The sequence below is a fragment of the Butyrivibrio sp. genome, assembly GCF_017433805.1.
Classification (GTDB): Bacteria; Bacillota; Clostridia; order Lachnospirales; family Lachnospiraceae; genus Butyrivibrio.
This window is the reverse complement of sequence record NZ_JAFRGN010000018.1, coordinates 1-19,832: the sequence shown is the minus strand read 5'-3', so window position 1 is coordinate 19,832 and position 19,832 is coordinate 1. Positions and strand designations below refer to the sequence as shown.

General features: G+C 42.1%; 15 protein-coding genes and 1 pseudogene. 1 reads left to right on the top strand and 15 read right to left on the bottom strand.

The annotated features are described in order from the left end of the window. Positions 1-246: 246 nt before the first annotated feature. The 15 genes and pseudogenes from nrdR to IJI01_RS05920 all read right to left on the bottom strand — a co-directional run bounded on the left by nrdR (position 247) and on the right by IJI01_RS05920 (position 17,551). Positions 247-759, bottom strand: a pseudogene (gene nrdR / locus IJI01_RS14890) (transcriptional regulator NrdR). Positions 760-957: 198 nt separating this feature from the next. Next, positions 958-2,199 carry a cell division protein FtsZ gene (gene ftsZ, locus IJI01_RS05985; RefSeq protein WP_292187312.1) on the bottom strand — a complete coding sequence of 414 codons (1,242 nt, stop codon included), beginning with the start codon at positions 2,197-2,199 and terminating at the stop codon, positions 958-960. 114 nt (positions 2,200-2,313) lie between these two features. Further along, positions 2,314-3,144: a cell division protein FtsQ/DivIB gene (locus IJI01_RS05980; RefSeq protein WP_292187299.1), complete on the bottom strand. Its 831-nt coding sequence runs from the start codon at positions 3,142-3,144 to the stop codon at positions 2,314-2,316. 12 nt (positions 3,145-3,156) lie between these two features. Next, complete coding sequence (locus IJI01_RS05975; RefSeq protein WP_292187315.1) at positions 3,157-4,284, bottom strand: FtsW/RodA/SpoVE family cell cycle protein; 1,128 nt, start codon at positions 4,282-4,284, stop codon at positions 3,157-3,159. A gap of 77 nt (positions 4,285-4,361) precedes the next feature. Continuing rightward, positions 4,362-5,735, bottom strand: coding sequence for a UDP-N-acetylmuramoyl-L-alanine--D-glutamate ligase (murD, locus tag IJI01_RS05970; protein WP_292187298.1), 1,374 nt, complete (start codon positions 5,733-5,735; stop codon positions 4,362-4,364). 61 nt (positions 5,736-5,796) lie between these two features. Further along, on the bottom strand, positions 5,797-6,765 hold the full coding sequence (gene mraY, locus IJI01_RS05965; protein ID WP_292187296.1) for a phospho-N-acetylmuramoyl-pentapeptide-transferase: 969 nt from the start codon (positions 6,763-6,765) through the stop codon (positions 5,797-5,799). Then, the gene (locus IJI01_RS05960; protein ID WP_292187293.1) at positions 6,758-9,034 is read right to left on the bottom strand and encodes a penicillin-binding transpeptidase domain-containing protein; all 2,277 of its coding nucleotides are present in this window, start codon (positions 9,032-9,034) and stop codon (positions 6,758-6,760) included. Before IJI01_RS05960 ends, mraY begins: the two co-directional genes overlap by 8 nt. A gap of 9 nt (positions 9,035-9,043) precedes the next feature. Then, positions 9,044-9,487: a cell division protein FtsL gene (locus IJI01_RS05955; protein ID WP_292187290.1), complete on the bottom strand. Its 444-nt coding sequence runs from the start codon at positions 9,485-9,487 to the stop codon at positions 9,044-9,046. Between the two features lie 76 nt (positions 9,488-9,563). Further along, positions 9,564-10,502, bottom strand: coding sequence for a 16S rRNA (cytosine(1402)-N(4))-methyltransferase RsmH (gene rsmH, locus IJI01_RS05950; protein ID WP_292187287.1), 939 nt, complete (start codon positions 10,500-10,502; stop codon positions 9,564-9,566). An 8-nt stretch (positions 10,503-10,510) separates the two neighbouring features. Beyond that, positions 10,511-10,951 carry a division/cell wall cluster transcriptional repressor MraZ gene (mraZ, locus tag IJI01_RS05945; protein WP_292187284.1) on the bottom strand — a complete coding sequence of 147 codons (441 nt, stop codon included), beginning with the start codon at positions 10,949-10,951 and terminating at the stop codon, positions 10,511-10,513. Positions 10,952-11,170: 219 nt separating this feature from the next. Next, a complete protein-coding gene (lgt, locus tag IJI01_RS05940; RefSeq protein ID WP_292187281.1) occupies positions 11,171-12,061 on the bottom strand; it encodes a prolipoprotein diacylglyceryl transferase in 891 nt (296 codons plus the stop codon). 44 nt (positions 12,062-12,105) lie between these two features. After that, on the bottom strand, positions 12,106-13,203 hold the full coding sequence (gene ychF / locus IJI01_RS05935) for a redox-regulated ATPase YchF (protein WP_292187279.1): 1,098 nt from the start codon (positions 13,201-13,203) through the stop codon (positions 12,106-12,108). Positions 13,204-13,321: 118 nt separating this feature from the next. Next, positions 13,322-13,732, bottom strand: coding sequence for a flagellar protein (locus IJI01_RS05930; protein WP_292187275.1), 411 nt, complete (start codon positions 13,730-13,732; stop codon positions 13,322-13,324). A gap of 8 nt (positions 13,733-13,740) precedes the next feature. Then, on the bottom strand, positions 13,741-16,206 hold the full coding sequence (locus IJI01_RS05925) for an EAL domain-containing protein (protein WP_292187272.1): 2,466 nt from the start codon (positions 16,204-16,206) through the stop codon (positions 13,741-13,743). Further along, positions 16,196-17,551 carry an exo-beta-N-acetylmuramidase NamZ family protein gene (locus IJI01_RS05920; RefSeq protein ID WP_292187269.1) on the bottom strand — a complete coding sequence of 452 codons (1,356 nt, stop codon included), beginning with the start codon at positions 17,549-17,551 and terminating at the stop codon, positions 16,196-16,198. Before IJI01_RS05920 ends, IJI01_RS05925 begins: the two co-directional genes overlap by 11 nt. Positions 17,552-18,062: 511 nt before the next feature. On the opposite strand from IJI01_RS05920, the gene IJI01_RS05915 reads away from it, so the two are divergent. Continuing rightward, on the top strand, positions 18,063-19,688 hold the full coding sequence (locus IJI01_RS05915) for a diguanylate cyclase domain-containing protein (protein WP_292187266.1): 1,626 nt from the start codon (positions 18,063-18,065) through the stop codon (positions 19,686-19,688). Positions 19,689-19,832: the final 144 nt, after the last annotated feature.

Below are 19,832 nucleotides of genomic sequence, written 5' to 3'. Positions count from 1 at the left end.
GCCAACAGTTATAAGCTGCTGAAGCGCAATAGGCAGTGCAAAAGCTACAAGTGTAGTGTAAAACTTCTTATCCCTTACAAAAATCATTTCTTACCCCATCCCCTTAAATTATCTTAATCGAGTAGGCCAAGTGGCTTTACACATAAAAAAGAGCTACCAGACGCAATCTGATAGCTCCATAGTCTATTCATTACTTAGCCTGCAATATCGATTATACCTCAAAAGAAGGCTCTGTTAAATCAAAGATCATTCTTTCTTAAGAAGTGGTGTGTTCTTATCTGTAGTATCTGTGATAGTTCCATCAGCTTCCTTGCGAAGGACTGATTTGAGCTCATCCATAAAGGTATTAACATCCTTGAACTCACGATAGACAGATGCAAATCTTACATATGCAACAGGATCCAGATTCTTCATCTTATCCATTACGATCTCACCGATTGCACGGCTAGGAATCTCTTTCTGTTCCATGTTGAACACTTCTGTCTCTACAGCATCTACAATCTTGGTGATCTACTCTGCGCTTACAGGACGCTTATGGCATGCTCTGAATACGCCAGCCTCGATCTTGGCTCTGTCATAAGGCTCACGAACATCGCCCTTCTTAATTACTATAAGAGGTATAGTCTCAACCTTCTCATATGTAGTGAAACGTTTACCACAGGAGTCACAAACTCGTCTTCTCCTGATAGATGTATTCTCATCTGCAGGTCTTGAATCAATTACTCTTGTGTCGTCTTTTCCACAAAAAGGGCATTTCATAGCGTTTCCTCCATTTTGCGCTCATATATATGTGTTATTTAGTTTCCACTGTATATTGTGCGAAAACTACATCACTCCACAAACTATTGTATCATCAATTCTCGAGCTTTTCTACACTAAATTTCGAAGAAAACCCCCTTTTTTAGCATAAAAATGCCCCTTGCCAAATAGCAAGGGGCTATAATCTCTTGATATCAATTATTTTCTCTGAAGGAAATCAGGTATCTTCAAGGACTTAGGCTCAACTGTGCTCTTGATCTCTGAAGGCTTGTTCAGAGTAAGTGGCTGAGTAGGTCTTGAAATATTAACTGTGCTAACTGTCTCAACTGCAGGCTGGATAGGTGTTACTACAGTCTGAAGAGGTGTTACAGGTGAAATAGGTGTCTGAACAACTGTAGGCTGTGGAGCTACTGCCTGAGCTGCAACATGTGGAACTGCTGTAGCTGCCACACCAGGAGCTGCTGCTCTTGGAGCAGGAATTCCATTAACCTTGTCCTCAATACCTGTAGCAATAACAGTGATAGTACATGTATCTGTCTTGCTCTCGTCGTACATAGCACCGAAGATAACGTTAACATCATCTCCAGCAAGATTACGAACATACTCAGAAGCATCAGATGCATCAGCAAGAGTGATATCACCAGAAATATTGATGATAACATTGGATGCGCCATTGATCTTAGTCTCAAGAAGTGGAGACTCAACAGCCATCTTAACAGCATCCGTAGCCTTGTCATCGCCCTTACCGCTACCAATACCGATATGAGCAATTCCTCTATCCTTCATAACTGTCTGAACGTCAGCAAAGTCAAGATTGATAACTGCAGGTACATTGATAAGATCAGTGATTCCCTGTACAGCCTGCTGAAGGACTTCGTCAGCCTTCTTAAGCGCATCTGGCATTGTTGTACGTCTATCAACAATCTGAAGAAGCTTATCGTTAGGGATAACGATAAGAGTATCTACGTTTGATTTAATATTCTGAATACCAAGCATAGCGTTCTGCATACGAACACGAGCTTCGAAACTGAAAGGCTTAGTAACTACGCCTACAGTAAGGATACCCATATCCTTAGCAAGCTTGGCAACAACTGGTGCAGCACCTGTACCTGTTCCGCCACCCATACCACAAGTAACGAAAACCATGTCTGCACCCTTGAGCGCTGCAGAAATCTCCTCTGCGCTCTCCTCAGCAGCCTTCTGACCAATCTCTGGCTTAGCACCTGCACCAAGACCCTTTGTAAGCTTCTCACCAATCTGTAAAAGCTTAGGTGCTTTGCAGAGCTGAAGAGCCTGCTTATCAGTATTAATACCGATGAATTCTACACCGGTAATATTCTCATCTACCATTCTATTTACAGCATTATTACCTGCGCCGCCAACCCCAACAACGATGATTTTGCAGCCAGATTCAGCCTCATTTGACTTAATCTCCAGCAAGACAACTCCTCCTTCACAAACCTCATAAACTCCTAATAGCTATGATACGATTTTTTGTTTCAATTATCAACCCGTTTTTTTAATCTAAATTTTTGTTTTTTCGAAAACAATTTACTAATTTTTCTCTTCAAAAGTAATGTTTTTCGTATCTTCGTCAAAATCTTTCATCTCCAGTATTCCTTTTTTACCCTCCAGGTTAGGCAGAATATACTGAAGTTGTATTATTTTTTCGTCGATGTATGAACTTGTACCAAGACTCACCTCTACATCGTCGAAGTATACGTACACATTGTACTCGTTATCAAAGAAAATCTTATTAGCATGAAGACTGTACTTATCAAGAAGCTGCGTGATGTCAAGGATCTCTGCAAAAACAGTCTCGTTATCAACAGGAAGCTTCTCATAAAGAATAACATAGTTAAAATCAAGTCCCATTACCTGTGGAACCACACTCGATGGCTCCATGGAACTCTCAACTACTATTCCATCCCTGTCAAAGTACATGTAATGTCCCAGATATGAGATATATCCGGCAACAGCCTTCTCATAGACATTGATCCTGATGGTATCAGGGGAAAGAATGTCTACATCCATCTTTTCTACAAATGGCACACCCTCGATACTCTTATCTCTGTACTTAAAAGACAGATACAGCGAGTTATGGCTAAGGCCATCTGTCATTACCATATCGATTATCTCTTCGTTAGTGTAATGGGTATTACCACTTACGTAGATATTGGTAACCTTGTAATTATCTACAATGTAATTAAGTGCTATCACAAGCGCGATCACCAGTGCCAGAAGTATTCCCAGAATGATGAACAGGCTCTTTTTATATCTAAGCGAATTCAGATGATAGTCCAAACGCTCACTAAAGGTTGGACGATAGCTTCTATATTCGCTTCTTCGCTTCTTAACAGCTTTTTTCCGTCGTTTCTTTGCCATCGCTCTTTTGCCTTATTCCCTTCCAATATTCCTTGCAACATTGAGCGCAATTCCGACCTCAGCAAGCTGTATGATAACCGCCGATCCACCATAACTGATGAATGGAAGTGTGATACCAGTATTGGGAATTGTATTAGTTACAACCGCAATATTCAGAATAACCTGAATAGAAATATGGGCCATTACTCCGATAACAAGAAGCGCACCAAACATGTCATTAGCGTTGTTGGCGATGATCATAAGTCTCCAGATTAGCAGAAGGAACATGAGCATAACCGCAATCGCTCCGAAAAGTCCCAGTTCTTCGCAGATGATAGAGAAGATCATATCGTTCTGAGCCTCTGGAAGCTTCATCTTCTGCATGCTCTCGCCAAGTCCTTTACCAAAGATCCCTCCGGAGCCTATGGCATATAGCGCCTGCAGCGTCTGGAAACTCTCATCACTTGCATAAGCAGCAGGATCAAGCCAGGCAAGAACTCTTTTGAATCGGTAGTTCATACCACTGCTGTCCTCAGCGTTGACGATCAGAACTATGATAACCGCAACTATGGCGATAATACCAAGGGCAACAATTACATATCTCTTATATCCGGGAGTAGCTACGAACAGCATGATTACAGCAATTCCCATGACGATAATAGCAGAACTCAGATTCTGAGAAATCTTATAAACCATAAGAGCCAGAATTCCAGGGAACAAAAGAGCTATAGCGTAGCCCTTGGGTGTCATAAGGTTACTGCGCATCTTGATAATGATAGTTGCAGTAAATACGATAACCGCCACCTTGGCAACCTCAGCAGGCTGAATTGATACACCGTGGAAAATGATCCATCTTCTGGCACCGTTAACCGTCTTACCATAAGGATACAAAAGAAATAACAGAATAACGGCCGCAAAATAGATAGGTACTGTCAGCTTCTGCAATACTTTGTATGGGAAAAAGGACATAAAGATCATTCCACCCAGGCCCAAAATAGTTGGTCCCAGCTGATGTTTAAAATAATAGGCTGAATCACCCATACTCACGCCGGCTTCATAGGAGCTGGTTGAATATAACATGATAAGTCCAAAAGACAGAAGAAACAGGACTACAAATATCAAACTGTAATCCACATAGGTTTCTTCTTTAGGTTTTTTCATAACTGCTGTTCTTGCCAATTTTCCCCCCGCGGTAGATGGAACGCACCTACCATAAAAATATCTTTTACTATAGATTCTCAGTCGGACAGCTTGTTAACGTAGTCCTTGAATCTCTTACCTCTTGTCTCGTAATTAGGGAACATATCCCAGCTTGCGCATGCAGGAGATAAAAGAACTGCATCGCCCTGGTTAGCACTCTCTGTACAGAACTCAAGTGCCTCCTCGTAAGTTTCCTTAAATACGTAATTTGTAAAGCCGTGTTTGTCACAACACTCAGCAATCTTTTCTTTGGTCTGGCCAATGAGAACAAGGAGCTTGATCGTATCGCCAAAGCTCTCGATCCACTCATCGTACTCATTACCCTTATCATAGCCGCCGCCAATGAGGATTGTAGGTTTACACATAGCTCTTACACCCTGAATAGCTGCATCCGGGTTAGTACCCTTGGAATCGTTGTAGTAATCAACACCGCGCTTAGTAGCAACAAATTCGATTCTGTGCTCAACAGCCTTGAAGGTTCTGATAACAGAAAGGATAGTTGCAAGAGGCACATCCATAGCAAGGCTCATAGCGATTGCTGCCATAACGTTCTCAACGTTACACATTCCAACAAGGTTCATATCATGGATATTCATGATCTTCATGGCATTACCTGCTGTTGCCATGTAGATATCCTCATTATCAAGATAGAAGCCGTCTGTGAGCTTTTCTTTTGTTGAGAAAAAGACAACCTTGGCTGGGCATCTGCCACCAAAATCTCTAGTATATTCGTTGTCATAATTAAGAACGCAGGTATCATCCTGTGTCTGATTATGAGTGATGTTCTCCTTCATCTGCGCGTAGCATTCCATTGTGTGGTGTCTGTTCAGATGATCAGGTGTGATATTAAGAATTGCAGATACATTAGCATGGAAGTTATCTACTGCTTCAAGCTGGAAGGAACTGATCTCTCCAACTGTTACAGAAGACTCATCCATCTCAAGAGCGCTCTCAGCATAAGATACACCGATATTACCAACTACATAAGCCTTGCCAAAGTGAGCTTTCATGATCTCGCCAACAAGTGTTGTAGTTGTAGTCTTACCATTTGTTCCTGTAATAGCAACCATCTTGCCCTTAGCAAAGTTGAAGGCAAGCTCTATCTCACTCCATATAGGAATGTTCTTATCCTTGATACGCATTACTGTAGGAGCATCAAGTGGTACAGCAGGGCTTGGTACTGTGAGCACAATATCAGCAAGGTCTTCGTCAGAGATTGTTCCAACGATGATCTTGGTATTCTCTCTATCCTCTTCATGAAGCTTATTTCTGATATCTTCTTCTGTAACCTTGGTATTCTCCTCAAGAACTACAGGAAGCGCACCTACTTTATTAAGAAGGTTGACTGAACCAACTCCTGAGAGACCTGAACCTATTACTAGTACTTTTTTACCCTTTAAATCTGCTGTCATATAAATCACTTCCTTCGAATAATTTTGGACCATGGGGACGGGGTTGCTGGTCCATTTTAGTTTACTTTAGTCCGGCGTAGGCGATGAGGCTCATGATGATGGTGACTGTTGTGAATACATTCACTACCTTAGTCTCAGACCAGCCGCCTTTTTCATAGTGATGATGCAGTGGAGCCATTCTGAAAATTCTTTTACCATGGGTTGCCTTGAAATATGTAACCTGCATGATTACTGAAACTGCCTCTGCAAAGTAGATAAAGCCTACTATTACAATAAAGATAGGCATGTTCATAACGTATGCGATACTAGTAACAAATCCGCCAATAGCAAGGGATCCGAAGTCTCCCATCATTACCTTTCCTGGATATACGTTATATACAAGGTATCCAAGAAGGCTTCCCAGCATAGCTGCTGACATTACCTCAGCACCTGTTGCGTTATAGTGCATAGCTGCGATGATAAAAAAGCCTGCTACTACTGCTGTAACTGATGCGCAGAGGCCATCAACGCCATCTGTAAGATTTGTTCCGTTGCCTGTTCCAAGTGCAATGAAAAACAGGATTGGAATATTCCAGAGACCAAAATCAAGTGTTATATCTGTAAAAGGAATATCAAGTGCAAGCCTCATATCTGTAAAATTCAGAACATAGGCTACAAAAATAGCTACTACGATGAACTGTCCAAGAAGCTTCTGCCACGGAAGAAGTCCCTCGTTGTGCTTTCTTACTACCTTAATATAATCATCAAGAAATCCGATGATTCCAAAACCAATTGTCATGATAAGAACAGGAATCACTTCCTTGTGGCTCATACTATAGAAGATTCCAATGATTGTAAAAGGAATCAGGAATATGAATCCTCCCATGATTGGTGTTCCAGTCTTGGCCTTATGCGATTCAAGGCCTTCTTCTCTCTCAGTTCCTCTGGCCTTGAGCTTCTTTAGAAGTTCTATTACCTTAGGTCCGATAAGAACTGCTATGCAAAAAGAAACTAATACTGGTATCAAAGTTCTAAGAATATAATCACTCACCGCTATTTCCCTCACTATTTCCCTGTGGAAGATCATGTTCAAAATCCGGAAGGTCATCTGCACCTGCAGGGCTTCCATTAGTAGGATCAAGTAAATCACCTGTCTCCGGGTCAATATAATACCCCGTCTCAGGGTCAACGTCAAATGACTGCCAAATAGAGGATCTGCCTGCATTTTCTGAGTTCTGAGCTGCTTCAAGCTCCTCCTGGCTTACAGTTCCGTCTGAGCTCGCCCCCTCAGTACTAGCATCTGTACTCGCGCCTTCTTCCGCGTTTTCTTCAGTAGTTTCAGGAAGAATTGGAGTTACAAGTTTTTCACGAAGTTCCTCAAGTTCCTGCAGTTCTTTTTCTGAAAGTTCTTCTGTCATAGGAATATTGAGATAAGGAAGAGCCTCTGTGAGGATCTTGCGGACAAGAACTGTTGCAAGTCTCGCCTGGTCCTGCTGAGCAATGTTAGGTCTGTCTACTACTACGTAAATCGCAATCTTAGGATCATTGGCAGGCGCTGCACCCATGAAAGATACAACGTACTGTCTGTTCTTACGAGGAAGTGTCTGAGCTGTACCAGTCTTACCAATAATGCGGTAGCCGGCTGGTCTGGCTGTTCTACCAGTACCCTCATCACCCATAACAACGGCTTCGCAGTACTGCCTGATCTTATCTGAGGTAGACTGTGAAATAGTCTGTCTAAGTACTCTTGGCTCTATGTTCTTGACTGTAGCGCCGCTTGAATTGACAATCTTTTTAACTACATGAGGCTCGTAGAGATAGCCACCATTTATAAGTGAGCAGTAGCCTGTGATCATCTCGATCATGTCTACGTTAAAACTCTGTCCAAAGCTATTAACCGCAAGGTCTGTAGGTCCCATGTCAGCTGCTGAATAGGTAAGTCCCTCTGTTCTTGCTTCTCCTGCAAGGTCAATGTTGGTCTTAAGGCCAAAGCCGAAGGTCTTCTGGAACTTGGCAAAGTTGTTGACGCCAATTGACTGGGCAATGTACATCATTGCTACGTTACAGGAAATCTCGATTCCTCTTTCTACTGATACATATCCATCACCGTAGGTGTTATGGCACTTGATGTCGTAGTCGCCCACATGAAGGAAACCGAGACAGTTATATACTTCGTTACCAGTGATAGCTCCAGTCTCAAGACCTGTAGCAACCGTGAAAGGCTTGGCAACTGATCCAGGCTCGTAGGTATCTGTAATGCAGAAGTTCTTCCAAAGAGCGTTGTAGTTCTGGTAGAGCTCTTCATCAGTAAAGCCATCGATCATCTCCTGAGTAATATATACTCCTGAATCAAATACAGATTCACCCTTAACTTTGTTGCCCTTCTCATCTACAGAAGGCATTCCAATAAGTCTTGAGGTATCTCTTGGGTTGTTGAGATCATAGAAAGGATAGCTGGCCATTGCCAGAACCTCTCCTGAATTGACATCCATCATGATACATCCGACATTATTGGCGCCGTTAGCTTCTCTTACATTATTAGCGTACTGATCATTGAATTCCTGGAGATATTTCTCAACTATGTTCTGAAGGTTACCATCGATTGTTGTTACAATGCTGTCTCCGTCAGTTGCAGGAATTGTAGTTCTCTCAAGCTTGGAATCATCATCAAGATATCCGTACTCTCTTCCGGCTGTTCCGGAGAGAATATCGTTGTAGTACTCCTCAAGTCCGTACATACCGTAGTTATCACCTGAGGTAAATCCGATAACATCGCAGGCCATCTGACCATTAGGATACTTTCTGATGTAACTTGATTCAAACCAGATTCCCTGAATATTCTCATCATACTTGTCTGAACCAAGAGTGATGAGCTCCTGGAAATCAGCTATCTGATCATAGGAAAGCTTTTTGGCAAGTACATAATACTGGGATGTAGGATGCTCACTAAGATATGACCTTACTTCTGAAGCATCAATCTTGAAATATGTTACAAGTGCCTTGATCGTTGGCTCCAGATACTTCTCATCACGTAGGAGAAGCTTGGCATCAAGAATCAGGTTGTAAACCTTCTCACTGTAGGCCAGGATTGTTCCGTTGGCATCCAGAATTTCTCCTCTTCTGAAAGGAAGGGTTGTTGAGTCATATTGCTGCTGGGAAAGGACCTGTTTCTCGTATTCTTCACCCTTATTCATGGTGATATGGATGAGTCTGACCCCTAACCCAACGAAAGCCAGTAGTACTAATACAAACAGCACTACCAGCTTTTTCTTCATTCCAATGGTGAATTTATGGGCGTTTCTAGTTCTTTTTTTCTTCATTACTCTGTATCACTTTCCATCACTTTGGGGAATTGGAGCCACCTGACGTACATAGTCATTACCACCTCCATCAGAGTATGTCACAATCTGCCCCTCAGTTGCATATGTCATTCCGTATTCCTGGATAGCAACTCTTTTTACTTCATCCAGATCAACGTTTCCATTCGCTCTATTATACGCCTCATCATTCTCCTGTTTCAATGTGTTGAGCTGACTCTCAAGAGTAGCAATGTGTTTAACACTATTTGTGATCTGAGACTGAAGAGAGATATACCATGCTAATGTCACAACCATAAGAATAACAGCCATAGATAAAAATAACAAATATCCAAGGCTCATATGATGTCTTCTTTTCTTCTGCTGCTGAGGCTGCTGAACATGGTATGGTCTGCGCTCGCGAACTGGGTCGGCTACTCTTCTGACTGTGTTGCCGTATACATATCTAGTTGCCATGTTCTTCACCTCCTTTTCCGTGCCGATGCTGTCTACAGGCTTGTGCATCGACTTCTAGTTTTTTATCATTTTCTTTTTATGAGATTTTCTCGAACACGCGAAGCTTCGCGCTCTGAGATCTCTTGTTCTCTGCAAGCTCTTCATCGCTTGGCAGAATTGGCTTTCTGGTAATAACCTTGCCCTTGGATGTCTTGCCACATACGCAAACTGGGAAGTTTGGCGGGCAGGTGCAAGGATTCTCGTTGGTTCTGAAATTATTCTTGGTGATTCTGTCCTCTAATGAATGGAAGGTTATAACGCAAAGTCTTCCACCAGGATTGAGGAAATCGATAAATCCATCCAAAGAATTCTGGAGAACATCAAGTTCTCTGTTCAGGGCGATTCTGATTGCCTGATAGGTTCTCTTGGAAGGATGTCCTCCCTTTTCTCTCATCTTGGCTGGAATCGCAGCCTTTATAATGTCATTGAGCTGGAAGGTAGTCTCGATAGGAGCCTTGGCCCTCTCAATGCAGATGTGCTTGGCAATATTCTTGGCGAACTTGTCCTCGCCGTAATCTCTTATAATATGAAATATCTCTGTCTCTGAATAATCATTGACGATGTCTCTTGCTGTAAGAGTCTGTCTCTGATCCATTCTCATATCCAGAGGAACATCTTCTTTATAAGTAAAGCCTCTCTCAGCGTTATCAAGCTGATAGGATGAAACTCCAAGGTCAAGGAGAATTCCGTCAACACCTGTAACTCCGAGGTTCTTAAGTCTGATCACTGCGTTTTCGTAGTTGTCTCTTATGATGGTCACTCTGTCTGCGAAAGGCTCAAGCCTCTTGGTCGCAGCAGCTATAGCATCTTCATCCTGGTCAGTGCCGTACAGATGTCCGCCCGCTGTGAGTCTCTCAGCGATGTGAAAAGAATGTCCGGCTCCACCAAGTGTTCCATCAAGGTAAATACCGTCTGGCTTAATATTCAGATTGTCCAGGCACTCATCAAGAAGTACCGAATAATGTTTAAATTCCATATTTATCCTCAGATACTTAAGCCGTACTCACTCATCTTGGCAGCGATACTATTGATGTCATCAAAGCTACTAGCCTTCTCCCACTCAGCCTTACTCCAAATTTCAGCTCTATTACCAACTCCGGCAATAACAGCCTCCTTCTCGATTCCAGCATGTGCCAGTAGGTTAGAAGGAATCAGGATTCTGCCCTGTTTATCTACCTCAGCATCAATGGCTCCAGCGATAAAGAATCTTCCCAGCATTCTGGCCTCAGGCTTGTCCATAGGTAGCGCCTGGAGCTTCTCTTCAAAGGCATCCCAACCTTCTTGTGAGAACACAAAAAGACATCCATCAAACCCCTTAGTTACCACAAAGGTTTCTCCAAGGAGTTCACGGAATTTAGCAGGCATTATGAGTCTTCCCTTTGCGTCTATGGAATGACTATATTCACCTTTGAATGCTGTTCCCAAATTATTTTACCACTTTTCTACCACTTTTAACCACTTTTTGACACTTTTTACCACCTAAATGTATTATAGGGTAATTTTTTTCATTTAACAACCCTGTTTTTTCGCTAATTTCTCAATGAAAATAAAAAATCTCCGCCCAACTACAAATAGTTGGGCGGAGAGTAAAATCCTATTCAATATTTTGTTATTAAATCAAAAATAATTTTTTTATAAAGCTTTTTATACAGAAGGCCAGGTCTCTACTTCTTTACCTTTAAGTCTGATTCTGACAACAATTTCTGCTACTACTGCAAATACCACAAGGCATATAGCAAGTACCTGAGAAACAGGAAGCCCTACATGAGGCATGATGAGCTGATCCGTTCTTAGGTTCTCGATCCATGCTCTTCCAAGGCCGTAGCCACCAAGATATAACAGAACAATTTCTCCATTAAATCTCTTGTGCTTGCAATATACCAGCAGAATGATCAGAAGACACAGATTCCATAAGCTCTCATAGAGGAATGTTGGGCTGACCTGAACATAATTGGTCACATCACTCATGTGCTCATGCATCAGAGCTGTAATCTCGTTGTTTCTCACCATCTCAACCGGAAGTCTCATAGCAAGAAGTCCGTCTGTATACTCGCCAAAAGCTTCTCTGTTAGTGAAGTTACCCCATCTGCCAATTACCTGTCCCAGGACAAGTCCAAACATGATGGTATCTGTCATCATGAGAAAGCTCTTTTTCTTGACCTTACTATATATAAATGCTGTAAGGAAACCTGCTATTACACCACCGTAGATGGCAAGTCCGCCATTCCTCAGATAGAGAATGGATACCAGATTGTCCTTGTAATAGTCCCAGGAAAAGAAAACGTAATAAAGCCTTGCACCTACTATTGAAAAAATAATGATGTAAACAGCCACATCCCAGTAGTCATCAGACTTCTGTCCTGTCCATTCAGCAATTCTGGATATCAAAAGCAGCGCTGCCAAAAAGCCGCAGCCTATGATCACGCCGTACAAAGCGATAGTAAAGCCAAAAACAGAAAATTCCTTAGGAACATTCTCAAGATAGACATTTATATTAGGAAACGCAATGTCCATCTTCCCCATTATATCTGGCATTTTCATTCCTCCCTAGTTGTTATGTCATAGTCGTCGACTCGGAATTAAACGTTAAATCTAAAGAGAATTACATCGCCATCCTGAACGACGTACTCTTTACCTTCCATACGAACAAGTCCCTTATCTCTTGCTGCAGAAAGTGAACCCTCGCGAAGAAGATCCTCGTAGTTGATAACCTCAGCCTTGATGAAGCCTCTCTCAAAGTCAGTATGAATCTTACCTGCTGCCTGAGGAGCCTTAGTACCGATCTTGATTGTCCAGGCTCTTGTCTCATCCTCACCAGATGTAAGGAAGCTCATAAGTCCAAGAGTTCTGTAGCTTGCTGCGATGAGCTTATCAAGACCAGACTCTGTAAGTCCAAGACTGTCAAGGAACTCCGCCTTCTCATCCTCATCAAGCTCTGAAATCTCAGCTTCGATCTGAGCACTGATTACGAATACTTCACTTCCAGACTTAGCTGCAAGCTCACGTACAGCTGCAACATACTGGTTAGATGCGCCGTCATCTGCAAGGTCATCATCCTTAACATTTGCAGCGTAGATAACTGGCTTCCATGTGAGAAGATCCATTGTGTTCATAAGGGCCTTCTCATCCTCGTCGTCAAGTTCAAGCTCTCTAGCCATCTTGTTATCCTCAAGAGTAGCCTTGATCTTGTTGAGAAGCTCAAGCTCTTTGGCTGCTGTCTTGTCCATTCTTGCTGTCTTGGTAACCTTGGCAATTCTACGCTCAAGTACCTCAAGGTCAGCAAAGATAAGCTCAAGGTTGATTGTCTCGATATCTCTGGCTGGATCAACTGAACCATCTACATGTACAACGTTAGGATCCTCGAAGCATCTAACTACATGTACGATAGCGTCTGTCTCTCTAATGTTAGCAAGGAACTGGTTACCAAGGCCTTCACCCTTAGATGCGCCCTTAACAAGTCCTGCAATATCTACGAACTCAATTGTAGCTGGTGTTACCTTCTTGGAATGATAGAGATCTCCAAGAGCCTTAAGTCTCTTATCAGGAACTGCTACAACTCCTACGTTAGGATCGATTGTTGCGAAAGGATAGTTCGCAGCAAGTGCTCCAGCGTTTGTAAGTGAATTAAAAAGTGTTGACTTACCTACGTTAGGAAGCCCAACTATGCCCAATTTCATGGTATTTATCTCCTTTAAAGCTAATATTATTGCACACTAAAAAAGCCTAGATAGGCACAATGTAGTGTACCATATCCTAGGCAATTTGTAAAAAATAAAAAAGAACCTCCGCCACTCTCTATTGTAAAAATCGCATGCCCTTTCCCTTTTCACTTTGAGGCAATACTTCTTCAAGTTTTTCTATACTTTCTGCTTCTTCCTCTTTGAATTTCCTGACAACATCTTGTTTGCATTGTGGACAGAGCTTACCTGTACACACAGGTTTCCCACAGATATCACATACTGCCCCTAAATTTATGGCATTGGATGAGATCAGGCGCCCTTCCCTTACCCATTTGATCAATGTGTTTATTGCCACACCGGTTGCAAGAAAGACCTCTTTACCTTCAGCTCCAGGGTACTGGTCAAGAAATTTTTTGACAAGCTGAAACTGGGCTTCATCAGTGCGCCTGCATTCAGGGCAAAGAATGTAACCATAGCCAGGATATGGAAATAACTTTTTACATGTCGAACAGTTCTTAAGTTCCATATTAGTACTCACTTCATCAGAACATCCAATACTGCTGAGTACATATTCTCATCAGTTATGCCTTCTTCGTTTCTAAGTTTGTAGGCGATATTGATTTTGAGCGTCAGGTCATAGCCATCAAGCTTTTTAATGCTTTCAAGCTCAGTTCGAAGTTTATCTACCAGAGCTTTTAGTTCTCCAACTTCAGTCACATCTGTTATCATGGCAAAGTCAGCTCCAAGGCATTTAGCTACAGCGCACTTGCCATCTGTGACCTCAAGAATAACTTCACTAGCTCTTTTCAGGAGCTTATTTCCAAACTCTTCACCATAATCTTCTACTATGCGGTGGTGATACTCATTGCGCAGGATAAGGAGTGCATAGTTCACGTTATTGACAGCATAGTTATGAGCATAGCTTCTTGCAACATCCGCAAGTGCAGAGACATTCATAAGTCCTGTAACAGGGTCAAGCCTTCGCTCATTGTATATCTTGTCAAGACGGCTTAATTCCTCGTCAACGTCTATCACATGTCCCATAAGCCCGATTATCTGGCCATTTTCATAAATAGGTCTCTTGTCGCTCATGACATTGTGAACAATGCCATTTATAATGCATTGTGCCGGAAGCTTTAGTACATTGTTTCCTTTGCTCAATACTTCATGTATAGCATCATCATAGGCCTTCTCATCAACAAGCCAACCCATTTCCTTAGTTGTTTTACCAAGTATATCCTCTATCTTAACATCAAAGAAATCAAGGAACGCCCTACTGGCGCCGAGGAACCTGCAATCTTTGTCTTTCCAGAAGAACTTAACAGAAGAACCGGCAACTATGCTCTCCCACATCTTGGATGAAAAGACATCATCACTTTTAATTCCATAATCTTCAAGATTATGAATTTTGCTGTCTTTTTCGAAGAAATGTGCAGCATCATCAGCTGTCGCCTTGCCACACACAAGGTATTCTTTTCCAGCTGAACCAGGAACCATCATGATACTCATTTCTTTCCACTTATAGTTACCATCTGGTCCCTTGAATCTGAAAAGATTCGCGATATATCCGTTGTCTGAAGCTTCAATTCTACTCTTCAGAGTCGAAGTATCAGTAAACTCAAAGAATTTTTCTCTGTCAGCGTCAGCAATAAAGCCTTCTTCCAGCCTGTTCAAATGCTCTTGTAATACATTCTTCGTGCTCTCAGGCATCTCAATATATTTGCTGCTGCCAATCAGCGGGAAAACAGTATCTTTTTCTATGTTGATTATCATAATTGACTCAAAGAGATGATTTAATTCCCTGAGCTTGTTTCCAACATTGTTCTGCTTTTTAAAATCATTATCAAGCGAAATATTCCTGATGGAGCCCTTGATCAAATGCTTTCCTTCCATTTCAGATATTTCCACTCCCTGGAAGCAAATGATATTGCCATCGAAAGTATAATAGAAGGTCTCCAGGTTTTTAGTTTTTTCTATAGTGTCAGCGTACTCACGATACTTTTTAAGCAAAGGTGATTTCGTTTCATAGATAACGCGGTCCAGTTCTTCTAATGTGTAATCTCTTGTAAGTATCTGCCTTTTGTAAGCCTTATTCATGAAAAGAGTACGGAAATCCTTGCCGTCATCTTCAATTATTTCAAGCGGTTCATCTGTATATCTGGCACAGAGACTTCCAGCCTGATAGTAATGGCGCCACCTTCTAGGTTCTATTGTTATTCCCTTTTCTGTAATATGTTCAAAAAACTCATCAAGTGGCAAAGGTTTGCCATAAAAATAGCCCTGGAGCTTGCCACAACCAATTGAATACAGGAAATCCACCTGCTCCTGCGTCTCAACGCCTTCTGCAAGGGTCATAAGGCCAATGTCCTTGGCCATAGTTATAGCAGATGTCATGATAGCCTTGGATTTGTCGGTAAAAGATGCCAGGAATTCCATATCCATCTTGATAGCATCAAATTCATAGTCCTTAAGATGGTTCAAAGAAGAATATCCGCTTCCAAAGTCATCCATCCACACTTCAAAGCCAGCATTTCTAAAGCCGTCAATAACGCCTCTCATAAGGTCGGCATTAGAAACGATCATACTCTCGGTAATCTCTATATGGATATAGTCCCTTGGAATGTTATATTTAGCTACAGCGTTCTTGACAACTTCCAGCATATCCGCGGTTTCAAAATCAAGCTTGGAGAAATTGACAGAAACAGAAACCGTATCAAGATTATTGCCTAATCGCTCAGCGATATCAGAACAAACCTTATCTACGATAAAGCAGTCCAGCTTGTGAATCTGACCACTTTCTTCCAAAGGGCCTATGAATTTATTTGGCGCAAGGAATCCATACTCTGGGTCAATCCACCTGGCCAGAGATTCCGCTCCGCACAGCTGTCCTGTGAGCGTACGAACAACAGGCTGATAAAATACCTTTACCCAGCCTTTCTCAATGGCAACATCAATGTTGTTAACCACATATTCAGCTATTTGCTTGTCGTCACTCTTCATACAATAAATATTGCCCCCTCTGCTCCTTGAAAGCACTTATATCCTCCTGCCAAGAAGCCTTTATTTCATCAGCATTTTTGCCCTTTTCAATCATTTTCCTAAGAGAATTCGAGCCGCTTAGGTAATCTATCCAGTAGGTATCCTTCGCATACTCTTTTCCCCAGAATTCATCTGTACTAGAAGTTTCAATGTAAGCATTGTAGGCCTTAACCAGATATTCAGGATTAACGCCCTTTTCCCAGATTTCCTCTATGGGGATGTCACGCAGATCCTCGCCGTAGCAGGTCTTATCCATAAATGGTGGCTCCAGCGCTCCGCTCATGCTCTCTGGGGTAAAAGAAAAATCGAAGCCCGCTACACCCTCTAAATATGGACTTCCGTATACTTCAAAAGGATAATCAGTGCCTCTGCCAACGGAAATCACGGTGTTCTCAAAAAAGCAGGTCGAAGCGTAGAGGTATACCGCTCTCATATCCCTGATATTGGGCGATGGATTGCGAATCAGGAAGGTTTTGGTCTGGTGCGTGTAGTTCTTACATGGAACCACAGTCAGCTTGCATGCATCAACGCCTGCAGCCAGCCATCCTTCGCCATTTATCATGCCCGCCAGTTCTCCCCAGGTCATACCATAAACAACCGGGATTGGAAGACGTCCAACGTTTGAACTGTATTTTTCCTGCAAAATAGGCCCATCCACATAAAAGCCATTAGGATTTGGGCGATCCAGTATGATAACCTCTTTATCCACGCCAGCGCAGGCATCCATCAGGTAATACATGGAAATGTAGTAGGTATAATACCTAAGCCCCACATCCTGCATATCCACAACGAGAACGTCGAATTTATCCATGTCCTCTTTTGCCGGAGAATGGGTGTTATCGTTCCCATAAAGAGACAGGATCGGCACTCCTGTTTTCTCATCTACTGAATCATCTATCGTAGCGCCTGCATCCTCGGTTCCCCTGAAACCGTGCTCGGGACTGAAGATTGCGACGATATCCACGTTACGCTCAAGAAGCGCATCCAGAATGTGCTCGTCATCATCCCCAACGATGCTGGTATGGTTTGCAAAAAGAGCTACTCTCTTTCCTTCCAGCAGTGGCAGGTACTCATCAAACTGCTCATCCCCAAGGATCACTTCAGGTTCTGGTGCTTCGGAAGTATCTGTTGTCTCAGAGATCAAATCCAGCTGCAAATCCTCAGTAGTTACAGAGGCCTCAACAGTTCCGGTCTCTGAAGACGCCGCATCACCAGCATCCGTATTGCCACAGGCCACACTCACCGCCACAATTGCAGCAACAAGCGCAGCTGTTATGAATCTCTTTTTAATAATTCCAATCCCCATTAGTTACTCCCCCGCTCTATCAGTTCTTGAACAATGTTTCAAAATGATAAATATTCATATACTGATAAGGGTCATTACTCTCACAGGTCTCCTATCTTTAAACACGTTCTGATTACGCGCAAAGACACACATTATTGCCTATACATGATACCATTTATGTATTAAAATACGATAAATCTTTAATTATATATAGATTAAATCATTCAGCTGTTTTATGCGCTCATTGCTCTCTCAGCTATCCACTGGGCATATTTCTGGGTAAAGCCTGTCTGTGATGTATAAACTACTAATGTCTTCATCTGTCTCCCGTCTCCTTTTCATACACACGATTGTTCCTATTTGACACACTTCTCCATTATATTACCCAAATTTAGTTAATGCCAATACTAAATATCCGCTCAAGATATTAATATGGTCCTAGGGGACGGGGTTGGTGGTCCATTTTAAAAAGATTAAATTTCGTAAAGTTTTATCCGATATATACATATATGGAATAATAGGAGATAAAATAATGCGCTCTCTAAAAACCAGATTAGCCATTACAATGCTCTTTGTGATATTCACAGTTATCATGGTTATCACATTGCTCAGCGTAATATTCATTCGTAAGACTGCAAGCCGTAAGTCAGACCAGCTTCTTCTTATGCTGTGCGAAAATGGACAGTATAGTTTGAATTATTATTTTGACAGTGTGCAGAACTCTGTTAACGACATAACTTCTTTTGTAGAAGACGACATAAAAGGGCTTGATGAGGAGCAGCTTGAGAAACACATGGAAAATGCCAGTGAGTATTTTGATTATATTATTTCCCGAACCAATGGCGTTCTGACATATTATTACAGAATCGATCCTTCTGTCTCCTCTACAGTAAAAGGCTTCTGGTATACCAATCTTGATGGCAAAGGCTTTAGCGAGCATGAAGTTACAGATATCACGCTTTATGATGTCAATGACACTTCCAAGCTTGTATGGTTCACAGTTCCAAAGTTTGAAGGAAGGTCTATCTGGCTTCCTCCCTATGTCACTGACAATCTTGATGTTAAGGTAATCTCCTACGATGCACCCATTTATTACAATGGACAGTTTATCGGAGTTGTCGGAATCGAAATTGACTATTCTGCAATGGCCAAAGAGGTAAACAGCATCAAATTCTACGATAACGGCTATGCATTCCTAAGTGATGCTGACGGAACACTCTTTTACCATCCATACATTGACGTGGCAAATATGCCAGATGGCATGACCAAGCAGATGCCCTACAACAATAAAGCTGAGACCACGTCTGCACAGTATGTTTATGACGGAGTCCTCAAGGAGGCTGTATGGCTACCTCTTAGTAATGGCATGTACCTGAACATCACAGTTCCTGTCAGTGAAACGCAAGGTGAATGGCGCGGTCTTATTTTGAATATCATGATACTTGCTGTAATTGTGCTGCTCATTGCAGGTATCCTGCTTATCACTTTCCTTGGGTACATAACCAGACCTCTTGAACAGCTCACCGAGGCTGCTGATCAGATAGATAACGGCAATTTCGACGTTAATCTGACATATAACAGAGATGATGAAATTGGAAGACTTACCAAGTCTTTTAAGAAACTATCAGGTAATATGAAAGCACATATCAACGCCCTAAATGAGCAGGTATTCATCGATTCCCTAACCCACGTAAGGAATAAAGGTGCCTTCTCTCTTGCTGTTGAGGAGCTCCAGGAGCAAATTAATAACGGGTCTGTAGATCCTAATTTCGCTATGGGTGCATTCGACTGCGATGGACTTAAGCGCATCAACGACCAGTACGGACACGACAAAGGTGATCTCTATATTCAGAAAGCCTGTAGCACAATAAGTGATGTCTTTAAACGAAGCCCTGTTTACAGAGTTGGCGGCGATGAATTCTTCATCATCTTAAGGCACGAAGACTTCCATAACATCGACTTCCTGCTGGAACGCTTTGATAAAGTTGTCGAAGAAATAAACGCATCCGCTGATGAGCCTTGGGAACATGTATATCTGTCAAAGGGCTTTGCTATCTATAATCCAGCAGAAGACAATATTGTTCAGAAGATAATGCAGCGCGCAGATATGATGATGTACGAAAATAAACGCGAAAGAAAAATGGGCCGGGAGAGCTAATAGTGATATGATTCCCCTAAAGTAGACAATGGAAATATCCAAAGTCTCCTTTAGGGGGATTTTTTATGGCTAAGTATCCTTTAGAAATCAAGATTGCTGCATGTAAAGATTATTTCGAGCGAAACATGTCAATGGGAGACATAT

Excerpts from the sequence above, each read along its gene's own strand:
- IJI01_RS05915 (WP_292187266.1), top strand. The coding sequence starts at position 18,063 with ATGCGCTCTCTAAAAACCAGATTAGCCATTACAATGCTCTTTGTGATA.
- IJI01_RS05925 (WP_292187272.1), bottom strand. The coding sequence starts at position 16,206 with ATGAAGAGTGACGACAAGCAAATAGCTGAATATGTGGTTAACAACATT.
- rsmH (WP_292187287.1), bottom strand. The coding sequence starts at position 10,502 with ATGGAATTTAAACATTATTCGGTACTTCTTGATGAGTGCCTGGACAAT.
- lgt (WP_292187281.1), bottom strand. The coding sequence starts at position 12,061 with ATGCCAGATATAATGGGGAAGATGGACATTGCGTTTCCTAATATAAAT.
- IJI01_RS05930 (WP_292187275.1), bottom strand. The coding sequence starts at position 13,732 with ATGGAACTTAAGAACTGTTCGACATGTAAAAAGTTATTTCCATATCCT.
- IJI01_RS05960 (WP_292187293.1), bottom strand. The coding sequence starts at position 9,034 with ATGAAGAAAAAAAGAACTAGAAACGCCCATAAATTCACCATTGGAATG.
- IJI01_RS05975 (WP_292187315.1), bottom strand. The coding sequence starts at position 4,284 with ATGAAAAAACCTAAAGAAGAAACCTATGTGGATTACAGTTTGATATTT.
- IJI01_RS05980 (WP_292187299.1), bottom strand. The coding sequence starts at position 3,144 with ATGGCAAAGAAACGACGGAAAAAAGCTGTTAAGAAGCGAAGAAGCGAA.
- murD (WP_292187298.1), bottom strand. The coding sequence starts at position 5,735 with ATGACAGCAGATTTAAAGGGTAAAAAAGTACTAGTAATAGGTTCAGGT.
- IJI01_RS05955 (WP_292187290.1), bottom strand. The coding sequence starts at position 9,487 with ATGGCAACTAGATATGTATACGGCAACACAGTCAGAAGAGTAGCCGAC.
- ychF (WP_292187279.1), bottom strand. The coding sequence starts at position 13,203 with ATGAAATTGGGCATAGTTGGGCTTCCTAACGTAGGTAAGTCAACACTT.
- IJI01_RS05920 (WP_292187269.1), bottom strand. The coding sequence starts at position 17,551 with ATGGGGATTGGAATTATTAAAAAGAGATTCATAACAGCTGCGCTTGTT.